This is a genomic window from Aquibacillus rhizosphaerae (genome assembly GCF_030282825.1).
GTDB classification, from domain to species: domain Bacteria; phylum Bacillota; class Bacilli; order Bacillales; family Amphibacillaceae; genus Aquibacillus_C; species Aquibacillus_C rhizosphaerae.
Map to the genome: position 1 here is coordinate 77779 of NZ_JASTZU010000001.1, position 21859 is coordinate 99637.

At 36.4% G+C, this 21859-nt stretch carries 13 protein-coding genes and 1 riboswitch; of the genes, 12 read left to right on the top strand and 1 reads right to left on the bottom strand.

Annotated features, from left to right (window positions below):
• Nucleotides 1-376 precede the first annotated feature (376 nt).
• From QQS35_RS00325 to QQS35_RS00370, 10 genes are all read left to right on the top strand, one after another.
• Nucleotides 377-1468: an AAA family ATPase gene (locus QQS35_RS00325; protein WP_285929683.1), complete on the top strand. Its 1092-nt coding sequence runs from the start codon at nucleotides 377-379 to the stop codon at nucleotides 1466-1468.
• 83 nt (nucleotides 1469-1551) lie between these two features.
• Nucleotides 1552-3072, top strand: a complete 1521-nt coding sequence (locus tag QQS35_RS00330; protein ID WP_285929684.1) for a DUF6382 domain-containing protein — start codon at nucleotides 1552-1554, stop codon at nucleotides 3070-3072.
• A 5-nt stretch (nucleotides 3073-3077) separates the two neighbouring features.
• On the top strand, nucleotides 3078-3992 hold the full coding sequence (locus QQS35_RS00335; RefSeq protein ID WP_285929685.1) for a PP2C family protein-serine/threonine phosphatase: 915 nt from the start codon (nucleotides 3078-3080) through the stop codon (nucleotides 3990-3992).
• 76 nt (nucleotides 3993-4068) lie between these two features.
• Nucleotides 4069-4836 carry a PP2C family protein-serine/threonine phosphatase gene (locus QQS35_RS00340; RefSeq protein WP_285929686.1) on the top strand — a complete coding sequence of 256 codons (768 nt, stop codon included), beginning with the start codon at nucleotides 4069-4071 and terminating at the stop codon, nucleotides 4834-4836.
• 16 nt (nucleotides 4837-4852) lie between these two features.
• Nucleotides 4853-6793, top strand: coding sequence for a serine/threonine-protein kinase (locus QQS35_RS00345; protein ID WP_285929687.1), 1941 nt, complete (start codon nucleotides 4853-4855; stop codon nucleotides 6791-6793).
• A gap of 17 nt (nucleotides 6794-6810) precedes the next feature.
• Nucleotides 6811-7221, top strand: coding sequence for a hypothetical protein (locus QQS35_RS00350; protein ID WP_285929688.1), 411 nt, complete (start codon nucleotides 6811-6813; stop codon nucleotides 7219-7221).
• Nucleotides 7222-7325: 104 nt separating this feature from the next.
• On the top strand, nucleotides 7326-13424 hold the full coding sequence (locus QQS35_RS00355) for an Ig-like domain-containing protein (protein WP_285929758.1): 6099 nt from the start codon (nucleotides 7326-7328) through the stop codon (nucleotides 13422-13424).
• A gap of 666 nt (nucleotides 13425-14090) precedes the next feature.
• Nucleotides 14091-14891: a class B sortase gene (srtB, locus tag QQS35_RS00360; RefSeq protein WP_285929689.1), complete on the top strand. Its 801-nt coding sequence runs from the start codon at nucleotides 14091-14093 to the stop codon at nucleotides 14889-14891.
• Complete coding sequence (locus tag QQS35_RS00365) at nucleotides 14881-18309, top strand: carboxypeptidase regulatory-like domain-containing protein (protein WP_285929690.1); 3429 nt, start codon at nucleotides 14881-14883, stop codon at nucleotides 18307-18309. The genes srtB and QQS35_RS00365 overlap by 11 nt, the downstream gene beginning before the upstream one ends.
• A 129-nt stretch (nucleotides 18310-18438) precedes the next feature.
• Entirely contained in the window at nucleotides 18439-19059 is a 621-nt protein-coding gene (locus QQS35_RS00370; RefSeq protein WP_285929691.1) for a hypothetical protein, read from the top strand.
• A 305-nt stretch (nucleotides 19060-19364) separates the two neighbouring features.
• Here QQS35_RS00370 and QQS35_RS00375 read toward each other — a convergent pair whose 3' ends face one another.
• Complete coding sequence (locus QQS35_RS00375) at nucleotides 19365-20309, bottom strand: C40 family peptidase (RefSeq protein ID WP_285929759.1); 945 nt, start codon at nucleotides 20307-20309, stop codon at nucleotides 19365-19367.
• Nucleotides 20310-20535: 226 nt separating this feature from the next.
• Nucleotides 20536-20624: riboswitch (cyclic di-GMP riboswitch) on the top strand.
• Nucleotides 20625-20792: 168 nt separating this feature from the next.
• On the opposite strand from QQS35_RS00375, the gene QQS35_RS00380 reads away from it, so the two are divergent.
• Entirely contained in the window at nucleotides 20793-21428 is a 636-nt protein-coding gene (locus QQS35_RS00380; protein ID WP_285929692.1) for a response regulator transcription factor, read from the top strand.
• Nucleotides 21429-21530: 102 nt separating this feature from the next.
• Nucleotides 21531-21770 carry a hypothetical protein gene (locus QQS35_RS00385; protein WP_285929694.1) on the top strand — a complete coding sequence of 80 codons (240 nt, stop codon included), beginning with the start codon at nucleotides 21531-21533 and terminating at the stop codon, nucleotides 21768-21770.
• Nucleotides 21771-21859 lie beyond the last annotated feature (89 nt).

Below are 21859 nucleotides of genomic sequence, written 5' to 3' on the forward strand. Positions count from 1 at the left end.
TTTACTTGGGTAAAAGATACAAAGAAGCAGCTTGCGAATACCGGTTATAAAGTACCATTTTGTTCTCATTATAGAACTATTAACCCACTAAGATATATACATATTTAACCATTTGTGCCTATTTCCAAAGACTGTAAAAAGAGGTAACTTTATGATAGCCATGTATACGAAACGAACTAATTTTTGTGTCCGTTTTTTTACACATTCAAAAAAATTGTTTATGTGAGTCAATTTCATAATTACTTTCTTCAGTCATCTGCGAAATATATAGTTTGGAAATGGTTTTATCCAACTATATATTGTTGTAGGTGACGACAAAATTGGTATTATGAAATTGTTTATGTATATAAGTTTTAAAACTTTCTGGGAGGTTCCTATGAAAAAGGTTAGTTTAATAATTGCCGATCCTGACACGAGTTATATTGAATCTCTTGCACACTACATAAGAAATTCCGAGTTTATTTCAAAGTTTGATGTTAAATTATTTTCACATAAAGATCGTCTTGAACAGTTTTTATCAGGAGAAAAACATATCGATGTATTGCTAACCAATACGAAATTACTACCAGAAAATGTTGATCGTTTTCCGGCTGATTCGGTAATTACATTAAAAGAAAACAAAGATGATGAATATACAAAGCAAGACCTTTTTAAATATCAGCCCATTAGTAGCTTACTTTCACAGGTGCTAAGTATCCATTATGAACAAAGTGATCAAACGTTTGAAAAGGTGGTTAAAAAGGGCAATACACAGCTTATCTCTATTTATTCAGCATCAGGTGGTGCTGGTAAAACGACTGTTGCTATTAACCTAGCAAAACAGATTGCTGCACAAAACAAACGTGTTTTCTACTTGAATTTAGAGTTGATAAATTCTACGCCTTTATTGTTCAATATGGAGCAAGAATTACCATCGTCCCCGTTATTAAATCTCTTGAAGAATAAATCAGAACAACTTACTTCTAAATTAAATGAAATGAAAGCTACAGATAGAAGTACAAACATCGACTTTTTCAATGTATTACTGAGTGGGCAAGAAATGGCTGATTTAACAGAAGATGAGATAGACTTATTAATTAAAAAATTAGTAAACTCTGGAAACTACAATTATATCATTATTGATTTAGATAGCACGGTAAACAGTTCAGTGATAACAGCACTTAAGAAAAGTGATTACATCGTTTGGCTACTAAATAATGACATACAAAGCTTTCACAAAACGAGGTATTTGTTAGAAGAACTGCACGGAATCCTTAACGATGGAAGGTTTAGCAATAGGGTTTCTTTTGTACTCAATCGATATACAGGGAAATTAGATGTTAAACTAGCCAATTTCGGGCTAAAAATCGATGCTTTTCTACCTCTAGTTCCGCAATGGAAAGAGGTTTTATCTGGGAGTGAGATTACTTCAATTTCCGTATTTAATGAGTATATCGGCAAGTTATATCAACACCTCTCCGATCAATAATCGTTGACAATTTTACCGTGGAGGAAATTCATATTTGGTTTGGTTATATTCGAAAAAGAACAATGAAGAGAGGGGGACATTTCATGAGCACGAATATCTATGATTTGAACTACGATTATGAACAACAAAATGGTACCTTCATGATCATTAGTGGGATTGGCGATACAGGGTTACATAGCGATGATTTAGCCAAACTACAAGTGAATATGGTGAAATCAAATGAGGTTGACAAACTATTACCAATCGTAGTTGAGGAAATTGATTTTAATGTAAAGTTTTATTATGAAATAACCTCTAAAAAAATGCTGTCCCAAGCACTAAAAGAGAAGGAACTTTCTATAAAGCAATTCTATCAACTCCTTTATCAAATAGTTTCAGCAATGGAAGCAAGTAAAGAATACATGTTACATGAACATCATTTTCTCTTACATGAAGAGTTTATTTTTATCGGAAATAACTTTCAAGATATACATTTAACCTATTTACCTCTAGCAAAAATTCCACAAAAACATGACTTAAAAGTGGAGCTAAGAGATTTATTGTTTAAGTTAGTAGGATATGTAGAGGAGTTAACTGGTGACGGGGTGCAACAGCTAACTAAGTATTTGAATGATCCTAGCTTTAACCTGGCAGATATGAAGAAAAAGTTGCGAGCTCTTCAAGATCAGACAAATAAAGGAACGGAACAAGCTGTCTCAAATTCGAAGCAAATTATTCCTATTAGTAAGCCTGTTGTTGAAGATAAACCAAAAAGTAAACCAGTGCAAAAACCTGTGGGAAGAGGTCCCGGTAAAATCGAGCAGCAAAAAAATACATATGATAAGAGACTATCGACACCACGCAAGCCGACAAAACAAACACATAATAGAAAAACATTCGGTAGTTTTAAGGTCGTTGTCTTATGTGTTGCTTTACTTATCATATCAGTTGTTTGGGTGCTCTATATCCTGATTCCGAGTCAAACAATGTTGTATCTATCGATTGGGATTTCACTGCTTAGTTTAACAGTTTCTTCTTACTTCGCATTTGTTTATAAGAAAGTACCAAACAAAGTGCAACGATCCGCAGGTTCAAAAGTAAAGGCAAACAAGCAACCAGTGAAACGGAAAAAACAACAACCTAAACCAGTTCACGGAGGGATAACGCCAAAGCATGTAGATGAACATCAGCAGGTTAATGCGCACCAACAAGTGTCAGCCACAGTTGATAGCAAAAACTATTTTGAGAATCTACGAAATCAGACGTCGTTATTTAGTCAGCCAGATGCAACGGTTTTACTAGGTGAAGAAAACGAACCAAGTATGAACGATGCTTATATAGAAATTAGCCGTAATGGAAGCGAAGAAAAAAAGTATTTAACCCAATTTCCATTTGTTATCGGACGTAATCCATCTGCAGTCCAGTATGTCGAGGAAACGGTAGGCGTATCTCGAACCCATCTAGAGATTAACCAAACGAATGGCAGATTTACAATCAAGGACCTAGGATCAAAAAATGGCAGTAAGCTTAATGGGAAAGCAATGGTTGCTTATAAGCTCTATGATCTCGAAGACCAGGATGTAATCAAAATAAGTAAAACGGAATATACGTTCAACAAAGGGTAGTGCATATGAAACAAACACGACTAACGTGGGAGTATGGTTTATCTACACATATTGGTTCAGTAAAACAGTGTAATGAAGATAACTCTTTTCTGAAAATACTCGTTGACCCTTTAGGTAACGAATTTATCCTAGCGATTGTAGCTGACGGCATGGGTGGGTATCAGGGTGGCGACGTGGCAAGTAAAACGGTTATTAATGCAATCGACCGGTGGGTTGTGGAAAATCATTCGTTTTTTCTTACATCAAACCAGCCATTTTTATTCATAGCGGAGGCCATGGAGCGTTTATTACATGAGACGAATCAAAAGTTAATTAATTATGGTAAGCAATATGGAAAAAAGCTTGGTACAACTGTTTCCATTTTATTTTTATATAAGGGCAGATTTTTGATTGTCCATGTTGGTGACTGCAGGATTTATCAATTGGAACGTTTGGGGGCAACAACCACTGAATATACAGGAAAATTGCTCTATGACCAGGATGAAACAGTTAACTTAGAAGGTGAATTGATTCTTTCCCAATTAACAGAAGATCACACGTGGATTGAAATGAAAGTAAAGCAAGGGGTGTTATCTCGAGAAGAGGCCAGAAACCATCCAAAAAGAAACATACTAATGCAATGTATCGGAATTGAAAATCCAATTACTCCATTTGTAAAAGAAGGCTCCTATCACGCGAATAATTTATTTATTTTGTGTAGTGATGGATTCTATGAACTGCTTTTAGATAGAACAATTCTTTCGTTAGCTATGCTTTCAGAAGGAAGTAAGCAAAATTTGCAGTTATTTTCGGAGCAATTAGTCAATATAGCAAATGAATCCGGCGCAACAGACAACATAACGGTAACACTAGTTAAAGCATTGCCGGAAGAATTTGAGACTAGTTGGAAAGGAAGAATAGTAGAGCTATTTAAGAGTTAGTTCTAGTATGACTTTAGATTGAGTATCGGCCCGGTATGCCGTACTAAGCCGAGCTTTAGTGAAAGGAGGGGTGATGATGGACTTTATAACGACATATCATACGAGCACTGGCGTTAATAAAAATACCAATCAAGATGCGTTGATGATAAAAACGGCAAACACTAAAAAAGGCAAGATTGGATTGTTTGTTGTGTGCGATGGCATGGGTGGGTTAGCACAAGGAGAATTAGCGAGCGCAACTGTTATTAGGGGGATGTCGGATTGGTTTGAGCAAGACTTGCCTGAAATAATGGATGCAGATGAAGTGGAAGATGAATTGGAAAGAAAACTTGAAGATCACGTACGTTTTTTGAATCAAAAAATCATCAGCTACGGGAAAGAAGCTCAGGCTAAATTAGGCACAACGATTACAGCATTGCTGCTTTTAGAATTAGAATACTATGTTGTGCAAATCGGCGATAGTCGAGCTTACGCAATTGGAGATAACATACAGCAGATAACGAAGGATCAGTCATTAGTTGCTAGAGAAGTTGCACGTGGCACGATTACCGTTGAACAAGCAAGACATCATCCCAAACGTCATGTCCTACTTCAGTGTATTGGTGCTGTTGATACAATCGATGTGGTTATTACGAAAGGACAGGTAAAGCGTGGTACCTCCTTTTTACTATGTACGGATGGTTTTTATCACGAAGTTACGGAAGAAGAGATTATCCGAATAATAAAACCCGACGTTTACTCTAACAATAGATTAATGAAAGAACATGTGACGCAATTAGTTGATCTCGCCAAACAACGAGACGAGTTAGACGATATTTCCGTTATTTTAACTAAGGTGGTGTAGAAAGGAGGTTTTTGTCGTGTTGAATAATGGTGCTGTGATTGATGGAAGGTATGAAGTACTAAAAGAAATTGGCCGTGGCGGAATGAGTATCGTCTATCTAGCAATGGATAATAGATTAAATAAGTCGTTAGTCATTAAAGATATTCGCAAGCGGGATAACAGTGACAATGAACTGCTTATTAATAGTTTAGTAGTCGAAGCGAATATGCTTAAAAAACTAGATCACGGGGCGTTACCTAAGATTTATGACATTATCGAATCAGAAGGCGATATCTATGTTGTCATGGATTATATCGAAGGGGAATCATTAAAGGAAAAGTTAAGTAGAGAAACAAGAGTACCAGCAAAACAAGTCATTGAATGGGCGAAGCAATTAAGCGATGTATTGGACTATTTACACGGGCGCGAGCCACATCCAATCATATACCGAGATATGAAGCCGGACAATATTATGCTGACGCCAGATGGCAAGATTAAATTGATAGACTTTGGAACTTCCCGAGAATTTAAAATAGATCATTCGACTGACACGACTAACCTTGGTACAAAAACCTATGCAGCCCCGGAGCAAATCGCAGGAAAACAAACAGATGCACGAACAGATATTTATAGTTTAGGTGTGACGTTGTATCACCTTGTTACTGGAAAGAGCTTAAGTGAGCCCCCTTTTGAAATTAAGCCGATTCGCTATTGGGATGCTTCCTTGCCTGAAGGGTTAGAACACATCATTAACCTATGCACACAGATTGAACCGGATAACCGCTATCAAAGTTGCGAAGAGCTCTCCTATGATTTGGAGAATGTCGAGAAGTTGACGCAGGGTTATAAAAAACATTTACTAAAACGCTTTAGCTTATTTCTGGTACCAGCCATTTTATTTATTTGTTTTACGACCACTTCTGTCATGGGTTATAACGGGATGAAAACAGAGCAATTTGAAGATTATATGCGTTTAATTAACCAAGCAAGCAGTGCGCTTATTGATGGCGATGAAACCGAAACAATCGAGTTATTAGAACGCGCGATGGAAGTAGATAGTAAGCGCGCAGATGCCTATATTAACTTACTAGATTTATACATAAATAGAGACGAAACCGATATTGGTTTAGCAAAAGTAGAAAATTACTTGAATGATGGATACGGCAACATTGATAGCAACGATCAAGTGTTATTTAAGGTAGCGATGACTTATTTTGATATAAAAAAAGATTATAATGCTGCATTGACTTATTTTAGAAAAATTGATGAAGAGGAAATGCCAGATGCACGCTATTATAAGTCACTGGCTACAACAATGAGTAGTTTGAATATCAACTACAGTGAATTTGCAGAAAATTTACTAGAATTTGAGGAATACAATGATGGGTTAGCCAACGACGTTAAGAAAGTGGATAACTATAATTCCTTAGCCAATATCTATTTGTCTTATAAAAGTCAAATTCAAGATGCAAACACAAGGGCTATTGCCTTGATTGAGAAAGCCAATGAATTAATAACGATTTTGGATGACGAGGCATTGCAATTGCGTTATGCGCTCAATTTCGAACGAAAAATGGCACAAGCCTATTATAGTCGCGGTATTAATTCTAAGGATGAATTGACAGCTAGAGATGACTTTGATCAGGCCATTGTACATTATCGTAATTTGCTTGATGCAGATGTTGCAGAGGAAAAAGATGTGATGGTTACAATTGGAACGATTTATGGAGAGATGGGGGACACACAACAAGCGATAGAACAGTATTCTCTTACGATGGAAGAATATCCAAAGAGTATCGAGGCTTATGTTAAGCTGGGTAACCTTTTGTTAGACATAGAACAGAACAAACAAGAAGCACAGCGTAATTATCAAAAAGCGAAACAGATTTACGATCAAGTAAAAGCAGTTGAAGGTGCAACAGAAGATGCAGGATTTACTAAATTCACGAGACGTTTAGAGGACTTATCGATTATTTAAAATAGAGGGGTATGTAAATGGGATATCAAATCATGTTTTATGGTGGCTTGGCTGGTGTGTTTATTACCCTTCCTATCGTAATTTGGTTATTTTTAAAATTAGAAATCATTCAAGTTGTTGAGGATTTAACTGGCATACGACTTCACCGAGCGAAAAAGCAAAACTACCCATTTAATGGACGAACAGCTAGAACCGGTAAGCGAACAACAAGTGAAATAAGACTTAAAAAAGAAAATGCCCATCCAGAAATTGCGAGCTCTCATGAGACGGAATTGCTTGAAGAAACGAGTTTGCTTACGAATGAACAGGAGTTAGAAGAAACAACATTGCTATCAAGTGATGATGAAACAACGTTACTCACAGAGTCAGAACTGGCATTTATGATTGAAGAAGATATCATGATTGTTCATTCTGACCGAAAAATTTAATAGAATTATCAATTTCATAATACTATTTTAATGCCATTCACACCGATGTAGATGGCTATAAGGTAATTATGAAATTGACTCAGGAGGAGAAACGATTGATACAAATGTATAAAGAAAAGAAAAAGTTTTTGTGGCTTCCTGTATTTGTACTGACGCTTTTATTTGCAATAATTTTCACTAATCATGTATTTTCATCAAGTGAAATCGACATGAAGATCAAATACAACGAAGACACATGGGATTTAAGTAAAGCGTACCCATTTGATAAAGAATGGGTAACAACAGAGGAGCAAGTGACACTAACCGTAGATCTTAGCACGTATTATAAAGAGATGGCACAAGAACCGCCACAAGAAGAGGTTGAACCAGAACCAGATCCAGAGCCAACGGAGACGCTAGCTGAAAATTCGGAAGAAACACCAACACAACCAGACCCACCCCGAGAGGATCCACAACCAGAGCCAATTCCTAGTCAACCATTTGAGATAGAAGCGAAGTTTGGAGAAGAACAGAAAAGTGTAGCTGCCAACATAACTCCCATCAAAGCAGAGGACGGTACATTTTCTGGTAGTTATCAAGTTGTAGTTAACAACTTAGAAAATGACGGAACTTTAGCGATTGATTTGTCTATATTGGAAACAAATGAGTGGGGCATTTCTACACAACAAAATCCAATTGAATTTGAAATTATTAAGGATACCGTTTCACCAAGTGTGACGATTTCCGGGGTGGAAGATGGTGTGATGTATCATGCTAATTCCGGCGGGAAGCCAAGTAATCCAACAATGAATATCGAAGTTGTTGACAAAAAATTAATCGAAAAAAATATTGTAATAACGAAAAACGGAGAGCCTGTTGACCCTCCGACGGATTGGGATAAAAACGGGAATAGTTATACGACCGATTACACATTCACAGATGATGGAGCATACCAGGTTAACGTTTCAGCGGGTGATATCGCAGGCAATCAGGCTGCAAAGGATATTACATTTTATGTGCATAACGAAGAACCCGAATTAACGGTTTCATCGGATGGTAAGCAGGTTGAAAACAACAAAAGTGTAAATACAAATGCATTCCTTTTTGAACTAAATAACACAGTACCAATTGAACGTGCACAAATAGAAGTAACGAAAGACGGTTCAGACTACGAAAATATAGGTGAATTACAAGTCGAAGGAAATCAAGCGAAATTAAACCATACATTTTCACAAGATGGTACGTATCAAGTAACCGTTTCGCTGACTGATGCACATGGTGGAGAAACGCACCAGCTAGAGACGTTCACGTTTTCAATTGACCGTACAGCACCGGAATTAACAATCACCGATAAAGATGGAAATCAACTAAAGGAAAAATATGATCAACCAATTGATATTGTTATTAAAGCGGAGGATAGTAAACTAGACGACCAAGATACAACACTAGAAATTACACGAGAAGATTTTGAAGGAACAAAGGAAGTCGATGTAGATCTTGATTTTGAAGATGGCGTCGCAACGGCTAATGTTTCTTTAGATACAGACGGAATTTATACGATCAAGTTACAGGGGAAAGATACATTAAGTAATAGTGCGGAGCTGACAAAGGAAGTTACCATGTTTCATGATAGCTTACTGATCAATATGATAGACCTGACTAATGGTGCTGAAGTGAGCGACTATTACAATCATGATGTGAAAATTTACTTTGAATATTGGAATTTTAAATTCATTAGCCAAGACTCTACCTTCTCTGTAAAAAAATTAAATGAAGATACAGGTGAGATGGAAGCTTATTTAACAAATGATGATATAAACAGAGATTTCTTATTCAATAAATTGACACATACGTTTGGCGAAGGAAAGTATGTCGCAACCATAAACACGTTTGGTTACTCGGATGACGCCAAAACAGTTACCAAAACGTTTGTTGTCGATTCAACCGATCCTACAATAAATTTTGATAGCAAGGTTGCAGCAAATGATCATTTGACAAGCAAGTATATCAACGAACAAACAGCAGCAGTGCTATTTCCAATTACTGTTAACGAACGCAATTTGGCGTCTGAATCTGTAACAGTAACCCACGTTAATAGTGAGGGCGATGAGATTACCCTTACAGGTGAACAAGTAGGTACCTGGTCGCAAGTGGAAGGCAAAGACAACACGCGGAAATTTTCTATTAAAGAAAACCTGTTTGAAGAGAATGGTGAATATACAATTAACGTGGAAGCAGAAGATGAATCAGGAAGAACTAGTTCAAAATCCGTAACGTTTATTGTTGATAATATTAAACCAATTATTCGCCTATCGGATATTGATTCCTTTAATAACGAAGCATTAGTCGAGACTGTTGAGGTTGAGGAAAGCAATTTTGCTTCTAACAAGGTAACGATTAATGTACTAAAGCAAGATGATGACGGAAAGTTTGTCGTATATGAGAGTGATGCGTTTAAGGAATGGGAAAATAAACAGGAAATTTCTAAATTAGATTTTCCGTTTGAAGAAGATGGAAAATACAAGATAGTTGTAGATGCCATTGACAAAGCTGGTAATCTAGCAGAACAAAAATCGGATATATTCACGATTGATAAAGTTAAGCCTCAGCTTAGCATAGACGGTGTTACAAACAACGAACACTATAACCAAACGAAACAAGCTGAAATAAAGGTAAACGATAAGAATATAGATAAAAATAGTACCGTTGTAAAAGTGGATAAATACAATCATGAAACAAATCAATATGAGCCATACGATATCGAAACTCAGTTCGAAGTTGTAGATGAGCAAGCAACATGGAGCCATTCGTTCGCGGAAGAAGGAACGTTTAAAGTAGAATTGAGCGCAACCGATATGGCTAGCAACAATGCTCAAAACAAAGTAGTGGCGTTTACCATTGATAAAACAACACCAGTGTTGGATATTTCGGGTGTCGATGATCAGTCATTTAACCCGGTCAGTAAAGAAGTAACCGTATCTGTTGATGAAACCAACTTCACAGAAAATAATGTTACATTTAATGTGACGAAGAACGGCAATGATTATACGGATGAAGTCGAAGAGAAGGTCGGTAAGACTTGGAAAAATGCGAATAATCAAGCGACCCTTACCTATGATTTTGATAATGATGGCTTGTACACGATTCGTCTTCTAGCCGAAGATGCAGCAGGAAACAAGGCAGCTGTCACAGAAAGACAATTTACGATTGATACAACACAACCTAGTATAGCTATCACGGGCGTGGAAGACGGTATTCATTACGATGATAGCAAAACGGTTGCGATAGAAATTGAGGACGTGAATTTTGCGAACAATACTGTAGAAGTTACTAAAAATGGTGAGAGTTATCAGGTTGGTGAATTGGCCACTGAAAACGGTAAAGCATCACTGCGCCATACATTTGAAGAACAAGGTGATTATCATATAACCGTTAACTCTATAGATAAAGCAGGTAATGATACAAAAGATGAGATGACGTTTACGATTGATAAAACAAATCCAAATGTGGAAGTGAGTAAGAAAATAGCATCATTTGTGACAAGTGAATTTATCGATAAGCAAGGTGTAGAAAAACTTATTCCAATTTCACTAAAAGAACTGAATGCAAAAGATAAAAGCGTTTCTGTTACACGTACAAATCTTGATGGAAAAGAAACTAAGTTTAAAGAAAGTGATATTGGATCGTGGAAGCAAGAGACGGAGGATACGTACAAATTTGTTATCAAGGACGGATTTTTTGCTAAAGATGGCGACTACAGTTTAGAAGTAACGGCTGTTGATCAATCTGGTAGAACGGATAAAGACACATTATCTTTTACTGTAGATAACATCAAGCCGGAAATAAATCTGACAGATATTGATGATTACAACAAACAAGCAGAAACAGAGACGGTAAAAGTAACGGAACACAATTACAGCAACAATAATGTAACGATTAACGTCTATAAAGAAAATACAAAAGGTGAATTTGTTTCTTATAACAATGATGCCTTTAAAAAGTGGAAAAATGAATCAAGCGTATCATCGCTAGATTTCCCATTTGCGACAGATGGAAAGTATAAAGTCGTTGTGAATGCAGAAGATGCTGCTGGGAATAAAGCGACAACGAAAACAGACATTTTCACCATTGATACGATTAAGCCAGGATTGTCTATAACCGGTGTATCAGATGGAGAACATTACAACACAAGCAAAAACGCATCGATCACAGTAACGGATCAAAACATTGATAAAAATCGGACAACATTACGCGTGACAAAGCTAAATCACGCTACAGGTAAAATGGAAACGTACAAGTTAGCGAAACAACTAGATTTCAGCGCAACGAAAGCATCGCTCGTGAACACGTTTGATAAGGCTAGAGAAGGAACATACCGAATCCAACTCGACGCTACAGATAAAGCAGGAAACAAAGCAGAGTCGATTGCTGTCACGTTTACGATTGATAAAACAGCTCCAGTTCTAAGCATTGATAATGTGGATGATGGCGCTTTTTATCCAGCAAGTAAGCAAGTTAACTTTGGCATTGATGAACTAAATTATCAAGAAAATAGTGCGCAATTCAGTGTCACAAAAGATGGCCAAAGTTTTACCGATGTTGTCGAAGGAAGCAAAAGCTCGAACTGGAGATACGCTGCTAAGGTTTCCAATCTTCGGTACAACTTTAATCAAGACGGGTCCTACACTGCGAAAATGAGTGCAAAGGATGCAGCTGGCAATGTGAGTAAGTCTCAGCAGAAAACTTTTGTAATTGACACAGTAAATCCAACGATTGATATAAGTGGTGTCGACAATGATGCCTATTATAATGTGGATAAACCGGTCACAGTTACGATTAAAGATGTTAATTTCGATGTGAACACGATACGTGTAACCAAAGATGGTGCTAGCTACAATGTTGGTGGATTCTCAGTTACAACGAATCGTTATCAAAATTCAATCGCATCACTTCGCCACAACTTTAGTCAAGAGGGTGACTATGAAATAGTTGTGGAAGCAGTCGATAAAGCAGGCAACAGCTTCCAACAACAAATTGGCTTCACGATTGATAAAACTGCACCTGTGATAACACCTATGATTGGTGGAGAAAATAGTCCTTTAACAGACGGTGCCTATATCAACCATGTGTTCACACCGCAATTCCGTTTAGATAAGCCGGATGAGGATACGATTGAATCGGTATATTTAAATGGCGGATCCAATCTTGCTGGTAATGTTCCGATGGCATCAAAAGAAATGGTGTATAACTATAAGGTATTAGCAACAGATAAAGCGGGTAACCAAACAACGTTAGAGGTTGGTTTCACACTTGATACAACAAAACCTAAACTAAGTATTTCTGGAGTGCTAGAAGGATTTTTTAACGAAAATATTAAACCTTCTGTTACGTATTCAGATAAGTATTTAGACAAAGACAAAACGTCTGTAACATTAAATGGCAAGCCATTCGAAAATGGAATGGAGCTTGACAGGGAACAGTCTTACGTATTAAAAGCTGTCATTACAGACTTAGCAAGTAATGTCAGTGAGCGAACGATTGTATTCACAGTCGACAAAACAGCACCAGTTATTCAATTTAAAGAAGCTATTTCAGATAAATACTTGAATGAAACAATCATTCCTGAACTTTTCATTGAGGATATGTCAGCATATGACATCATTGCATTAACCTTAAATGGCGAAGCATATAATTTAGGAGATCCGATTGAAGAAGAAGGAAAGCATGTACTATTTTTTGAAGTGAAAGATAAAGCAGGAAATATTCAGCAATTAACCGTCGAGTTTATTATCGACAAAACGCCACCTGAAATAGTTTTTGAAGGTGCCGAGGAGAATGGGGAATACTTTGATCCAATTGAGTTACTGATTCGCTTATCTAATCTAGATGATAAAATCCAAACGATTACTGTCAATGGCGAAGAGTTCGAAGGAGAAATTGTTGAGGAAGATGGCGAACAAGTCATAAAGCTAAACTTATCTGATGTGGATAGTTATCAGGTAGAAGTGACTGCCTATGATGAGGCAGGAAATGAAGTGAAAAAAGCACTTCCGTTTGAAATTGCAGAGAAGAGTGGACTTGTTAAACTATATGAAAACAAACCACTATTCGCAGGAACGATTGTAGGTGTCCTAGCGGCTCTAGCTGCTGCAAGTACAGTCGTGGTAAGAAAAAGAAGAAATAGAATCAAGCCAGAAGAAGAACTGCTAGAAGAAGCAGAGTAATGATAAACAGTCAAAGCCCCAGTAGATCGGGGCTTTGACTGTTTTTGTGTGCTGGTAGTTAATGTGCAGTACGCTGTCTCTCACTGCAGGCAATTGTTAGGAGCGGGTTGATGGGGCGAGTGGGCATATATTGGGGTAGTGCGGGCATATAGGGTGAGCGGAAGTAGATATCCCTGGAATGAGCGAGCATAACCCGTGGTGGGAAGTAGATTTATTCGGTTCGGGTGGGCATATCTTGCTTTTAGTTCGTAGTTAATGTGCAGTACGCTGTCGCTCCTGCATGCAACTAGTTAGGACCGGGTTGATGGGGGTGAGTGGGCATATATTGGGGTGGTGCAGGCATTTGAGGTGAGCGAAAGTAGATAACCACGCCATGGAAGTAGATATCCCTGGAATGAAGGAGCATAAGTTGTGGCTGGGGGTAGATATACTCGGTCCGGGAGGGCATATGTTGTAAGCTTTCAAGCGCTAAAATTTCATTTGAATATGGATGATTCATAGACTTAAAGTTTATGGTTATACAGTTATAATGAACCATTTTTTTACATATGTAGAACTTTAATACCATATATTTCCTATACAAATTTAACCAGTTATACCTATTTCCAAAAGTTGTAAATAGTAGTAAGATTATAAAATCCATGTCTTCGTACATATTTTATTTTTATGTCCGTCGTTTTTATTACATATGTTGTATTTTTTGTTTCTAATATTAAGAGAGGAGATGGGTTTATAAAGAAGTGTATTCTAATTATCGTTTTGATATTTAGTGTTACTGGTGTGGTGTACTCTGGATATTCTATTTATGTCCAAATAAATCAATATCAACAATCGCAGAATAAATATGATGAATTGAAAGAAATTTATCAAACATCTAGTGTTAGCGAAGTTAATCGAAATCATAAGAACTTGACTCAGATTAATGAAGATTATGTTGGGTGGCTCCGCATCAATAATACCAAAGTTAGTTATCCGGTTGTAAAAGGTGAAGATAACGAATTCTATCTGACGCATAATTTTTCAAGGGAACAAGATTTTGCAGGTTCAATTTTTATGGATTCTCAAAATACAAATGATGGATTAGATAAACACACCATCGTGTACGGACACAATATGAAAGATAATAGTATGTTCGGTGACTTGGAGAAATATCTGGAGCAAGAATACTATCAAGACCACACATTAATTAGTTTTGACAATCCGACAGATACATATGAATGGGAAATATTCTCTGTTTACACCTCAAGAGATGGAGATTGGTTGAAAACTGATTTAGAAAAGACTAATAGTTTTGCAGAATATCTAAATGATATAAAAAATAAATCAATTATATCCAATCAAACAGAGGTTAGTGAAGAGGACCGCTTTCTAACATTAGCAACATGTACAAATAGGGATATTGATGAACGAATTGTTGTTCATGCAAGATTGATTACCAAAGGGGAAAAATATGTAAATGAAAACTAGTAGACTAGTAGTTCTATTTATTTTAATTTTCGGAGTTTTTTTACAATCAAATGACGTAGTATTTGCGAATGAAGAATCACACTTAAAAGTAGATATTACAACGGACAAACAAGAGTATAAAGAACAGGACGAAATAACGTACACACTTACAATTTCAAATACGTCAGAAAATGAGGCAAATAATGTCATTGTAACAAGCACAATACCTGAGGGTTTAGAAGTTACCAGTGAAGATGCAAATATCAATGGTAATAAAGTGTCCTGGCATGTTGAAAATATGGAAAAAGCCAAGCAAGTGAATTTGGAGTTTACTGCAAAAGTTGAAAAAGAAACTGCTGTAACCCCAGTTGTGGAAGCTAAAGTGGAAGAAGATGCTAGTTCAGGTGGATCAAGTAATGTAGATGATACAGTAAGTGAAACTAGTGAGACTCCAAAAACGGGAGATAGTACAAAAATATTAGGGTATATTGTTCTGTTACTCGTTTCAACACTTACTTTATTTGTTGTAGTAAAGATGCTCAGAAAAAAACGCATGACTAAAGAAGTAGTTGTTTTATTACTTTTATCTCTGTTGTTACCTGCTTTTTCGGTTGTGAATGCTGAAGAGAATAAGGAAACAATTAAAGAAAGTATAACTGAAACACATAGGTTGGAAATTAATAATAAAGAGTATCTTCTGTCTACTACTGTGGAAGCGGAAATAGCTATTGCTGAGGATACGCCTATAGACGAACCGGATCAAGAGGAAGAAATTCCTGTTACTGGTGTTGTTTATGATGATGATCATAACCTTTTAACTAACGAGACATTGAGGATTACAAATAGTCTAAACGATGTACAAGAAGTGGAAACAGATAGTGAAGGTTATTTTGTTGTAAGACTAAAACAGGGTGAAGAATATATCGTTACAGGAAACGGCTTATCATCTGAACTAATTGCGGTAGATGTTAATGATATTCAACTAACAAATAGCGTAGGACAAATAAGTTTAGGAAAAACACTTATCAACGGTGATAATAAAGCAATTCTTCAGCCAAGTACAATTCATTTAACTGAAGAAGTAGCTGGGCAATTGGATGAAGTTGCTGATGATATGTCTATGTTGACTTTTTCAGGTGAGATTCCTTTAAAAAAGGATGATATATTCTTACTTTCGGAAATAGAAGAGTATCCAACTGGTCTTTCTTTAAAAGTGGTTAGTGTAACTGAAGAAGGCGGGAACACTGTTGTCATAACAAAGGAACCGAAGCTAGAAGAGGTGTTCAGTGCCATAATAGGCGATACAACAGTGAAACTAACTCCTGAATACTTTGTCCCAGCAGATGGTGTCACAGTAGAGTCGAGTGAGGAAATAGTTGAACCTATGATGCGGATATCGAGTCTCTCTAGCATCCAATCAGTGGAAGACGTGGTAAAAGTTAATTTAGGAGGTCTATTTCCAGACGATTCTCCGGTTAACTTTAAGGGTTCACTAGAACTAACAGGTAACTTTAGCGGTGAGATTGATTGGGCTGCTGAAATAGATTTAGTTGATTCTTGGGATTTTCATTTTGATGGGAGCCAAACATTAAAAGGTGAGTTCGCAGGTGAATGGAATTCTGATAACTTGAATATGTTTAAACCAAAAAGAATAGGTAGTTTTCGGATACCGACACAAGTTCCAGGCTTGATGGTTCACTTACCTATAGATTTAGTACCAAGGTTAGAAGGAAAAGTTTCAGTAGAAGTAATGGCTGGTATGAGACAGGATATAGGTATTAAGTATGCTGATGGTGATGGAGTAAACACTTACCCTGCCGATAAAATTCAGCCGATTTTTAATGTATCAGATCTAACGGGTAGTGGTAAAGCTTCATTAGGCGTAAAGCTGTCTGTTTTGGCTGAAGAAGCTGGCATTGACCTTGCAGGTGTCTCAGGTGAAGGTGGTATTTCTGCAGATGCGAAGACCTCTGTTGCAGGACCTTCAGGAATGTTTCAATGTTCAACGATTCAAACGGATTTCTATTCAAAGTTTCTGTTAGAAGCTCCTATTATAGATTGGAAATCAAACGATTTAATCTATGAGGTTAATCTAGGTAAAGGTGAGTTTGGTAATTGCGTTCGTTCTATTAGCGCTAATCCTTCTAATCTAGAATTAGCTCCAGGAGAAGCGAAATCATTTACTGTCACGTCTAAAGATGGACTTAATAATGTTGAAAATGTGGAGAATAAAGGTAATACTTTATATAGTATCTCCGATTCCAATATTATTAAAGTAGAAAAGGACGAGGACAGTGGGCAAGTATATGTTGTTGCAGCTGAAAGTGCTCAAGACGGGGATAGAGAAACAATAACAATTAGTTATAATGTTCATGATAAAGTAGTTAAGGATACAATTACTGTAAATATTGTCGATAACAGAGAGAAAGGTACGCTAGTCGGAAAGGTAATTGATGCTGTAAGTACGGAATCGATACAAGGGGCTTCAGTAAAAGTCTATAATGGAAGTCGTTTAGTATCAGACATTAAGACACAAGAAGATGGTACTTATGAGACAAGTTTAGTCCCAGATACCTATAAAATAAAGGTGACAAATCCAGGTTACATTACAGATACTTCAAATGTAACTGTAACGGCCACGAATACGACAACATATGATTCGAAATTACAACTAGTTGGTGATGAATATGCAGGTATAGGTACTGCTTCAGGTACTATTTCCAACGCATTAACGGGTGAACCAATAACAGGAATTACGCTTGCAGTTCGTGAAGGTAGAAATAATACATCAGGTGAAATTCTGAAAGATTTAACAACAAATGAACAAGGTGAATATTCTGTTGAACTTCCCGGTGGGAATTATACAATAGAAATAAGTGGAGAAGGTTATATTACAACTTCTACTAATATTTTATCAATAGGAGACCAAACCCGTGGCCATCAGGATGCAGCTGTTTCTCCAGAAGGTATAATCGGAGATGAAATTCGCGTTGTGTTAAGTTGGGGAGAAAGCCCAAGGGATATTGACTCTCATCTTACTGGTCCAACAGCTGATGGTAGTCGTTTCCATGTTTACTATAGCGATAAAATATTCAAAGATTCGGAAAATGATGTAAACTTAGATATTGATGATACATCATCATACGGACCAGAAACAGTGACAGTTGTAAAGCGAATTAATAATGGAACGTACACATATGGTGTACACAATTATTCGGATCGACATGAATTAAGTGATAATTACAACCTCTCTAACTCGGAGGCAACAGTCCGAGTTTATAGTGGAAATACACTGCTAACTACTTACAACGTTCCAATAAACAAAGAAGGAAATGTGTGGAGAGTTTTTGAAATACGAAATGGTCAAATAGTTCCTATCAACCAAATGGATTATATTTCTGGTTGGAATAATTCAAGCTATTTTCCTCCACAAAGTTAAGAAAAAGGAGACTGTCTTATGACGGTCTCCTTAAATTCATTCAATAGTCAACTTCATAATTACCTTAGTCAGTCATCTGCAAAATTGGTATTATGAAATTGATTAAATACATATGGAGGAGCAAATATTATGAAGAAAATCGCATTTATTTTTATACTATTATTCATCTTGTTTTTTACTTTTGTACCAATTGTAAAAGGATTATATATGGTAGTTTTTCAATCACAATCTTATCTTACATTTTCTAGTGAACTAGTATCCTATACAAAGTATTTTGGAGTTGGCACTATTTTATTTATATTAATTCTTATATTTTGGAAACTTACTTCTTTTGGTAAGAAAGTCTTGCCTATTCTAATAGTAACTCTTATGTTTGGTTTTTTGTTTACTAGTGTTTATTTTAATGCGGCTGATGAAGAACATATCGTGCAACAAAGAATTTGGAAAAGGGATGTAAAGACCTGGGATCAGGTTACATACATTTCAACAAAAGCTTATTTAGAAGATGAACTAGAAGTAAGAAGAAAGAGATATGCTGTAGCCAAATTTGAATATCGAATCTTTTTTAATGATGGCTCTTCAGTAAATCTATGGGATGATATACCCTCGCTATATAAATTACATACGTTTGTCTTACAAAAAGGAGTAGAGATTAGACATAAATCAGTAGATGAAGATATTAAAGAACGTGCAAGTTACCATATAGATGGGGACGTAGCTAAGGCTAAAGAAATACTAGGAATTAAATAAGATGGTCATTGCATAGACCAAAGAAGGAATGAGAAGTTGGTAATCTAGTTAATGAGCAGTTCGCTAACGCTCCTGCAGGCAACTAGTTAGGACCGGGTTGATGGGGGTGAGTGGGCATATATTAGAATTAAGCGGGCATATAAGCTCAGGGAAAGTAGATAACCGCACTCTGGAAGTAGATAACCCTCGATTGAACGAGCGTAACCCACGCCCGAAAGTAGATAAACCCCACCGCAACGGGCATATCTGACAATCTATAAACACTAAAAACCCAGACTGCCAAAAGCAGTCTGGGTTTCATTATATTATTTCCATGTGCGGTAGTTTGTGAAGTGGCTGCTCCAATAGCTGTTGCTCATGCTTGTGATTTGTACGCCACTTGAGCTTGCATGGACGAATTTATTGTCTCCGATATAGATTCCCATGTGGGAGATACCGGCTTTATACGTTCCGCTAAAGAATACGAGATCGCCGACTTTAGGGCTTGATACTTGTGTAGATTGGCTATAATAGCCATCTGTACTTGTTCTACTAATATCCATGCCAGCTGTTTTGTGTACATAATAAATGAATCCACTACAATCAAATCCACCTGGTGCTGTACCCGCCCATTTGTATGGTGTACCAACGTGTTTTTTTGCTTCCGCTACTACTTTATCTGCTAAACTCTCTGTTTGTTCTACTTTTTCAGGCTCAGCAGTTTTTGTTGGTGCTGTTAGTTTAATCGTTTGTCCAACATAAATCACATCAGAGGATAGATTATTCCACGATTTTATATTTGATATGGAAACACCATATCTTTTTGCAATATGAGATAATGTATCACCTGAACTAACTTTGTAGGAAGTAGTATTTTCTGGTTTACTACTAGAATTAGATTCTGAACCTGAAACGACTAGTTTTTCTCCTACATAGATTGTGTTGCTAGATTTACTGTTTAAACTTTTCAAAGTATCAACCGTTATACCGTGTTTTGTAGCAATTGCCCACAATGAATCACCAGATTTTACTGTATAAGTGGAACTAGAAGAAGATTCATTTCTACTAGTTTCTAATACTTGATTGATATAAACCGTGTTGGATGAAAGGTTGTTAATAGACTTTAAGTTTGCAACAGTTGTATTGTATTTTTGGGAGATTGCCCAAAGGGAATCACCTGATTGTACAGTATGAGATGCTGCTGCCGCTTTATTTGAAAATCCGGTTGAAATGGCTAGAGTAGCTACTACAGTTAATAAAGTTTTATTCATTTTATTCAATTCGCTCACTCTCCTCGTTGTTTTTTTCTTGATGGTAATTTCTCTATCTGCAACGAGTATAGCATGCTTATGTCGAAATATAGCAGTTGTTATCGACTTGTAATGCTTCTTAATAGAACTGACATAATAGCGGCGATTATTGGTAAATGTAGTTAAATTGACTAAAATCCCTTGATTTATAATCACTAGATGTTATTATCTATATATAAGAAATTACAATTGAAAAAGGCAAACTACTACGAAAGAGTAGGACGCAAAGCCCTAGGGTCTAAGGTTCTTTAGAACTAAGATAGCCTGGTTACCATCATATATTTTTTTCCCGGCGAAAAATATTTTGCGGCTATTCTTTGATTGAAAGAATAGTCGTTTTTTGTCGAAATTTGAAACTGTATAAACGACGAGTAAATCACAATGTAGTTATATAAACAGGAAAAATTATATGAAATATTTTATATGGAAGTGGGGATGTGCATGATGAAAAAAATCGTATTTATTAAAGCACCTTCATTGTTAAGAGATGGAATTGTCGGAGTAATGCAGCAGGAATTAGCAGACTTTGAAATTAAAACTTTTGGGCCGAATGAAGAAAAGGCTATTTTTAATGATGGAAAAATTGCAGACTTAGCAATTATTGACCTTGATACCAAGATAGATCGCCAGGCTACAATTGATTATTATAAAAGACATAATAAAAAAGTTGTTGTCTGGACTTCTAGTTTAAATAACCCGAGTTTAGTTGATCTATTTAAGCAAGGGTTACACGGATATTTCTTTAATGGAATGGAAAAAGATGAACTAATCGCAGCAGTAAAGACAATATTAAGTGACAAAATTTATATAAATGATGAATTGTCGCCAGTACTACTTGGTGATTACGTGAAAATGAATGAGAAAGAGCCTAATCGCCCAGTGGGTGTCTTTACTAACCGGGAGTGGGAAGTGATGGAGCTTCTTATGGAAGGGTATAGTAATGAGAAGATAGGTAATCACTTATTTATTACAGATAAAACAGTCAAAAACTATATTAGTTCCATACTAAAGAAGCTCGAAGTCCGTGATCGTACCAATGTTGTACTAACGGCACTTAGAAACAAATGGTTTTATGTATAAAAGTCATAAGGATACCTGTTACTCGACAAAAGAGTCACAGGTATTTTTTTGTCACAAATGTCGGATGGAAAATGTTATAATACGACAAAGGAGGTGACAATAATGGATACAAACCAAGTAATGCAAGCTATTAAAGAGTTAAGTGATACGATGAAAGCAGGTTTCGACCAGGTAGAACGCCGATTCGAGCAGGTAGATCGACGCTTCGAACAAGTAGAAACTCGGCTCGATCGAATAGAAACTAGGCTTGACAAAATAGAGATAAGATTAGGTGTAGTAGAAAATAATACTGATTTTTTATTTAACGAAGTAGGAAGCAATTCTTTAAAATTAAGAAACTGATTGCTCAGAATCCAAACTAACTTCTTTTCAGAGAATACTAGCTAGATATAAAAAAACGCAGTGACTTTTGTGAAAAAATCAATGCGCCA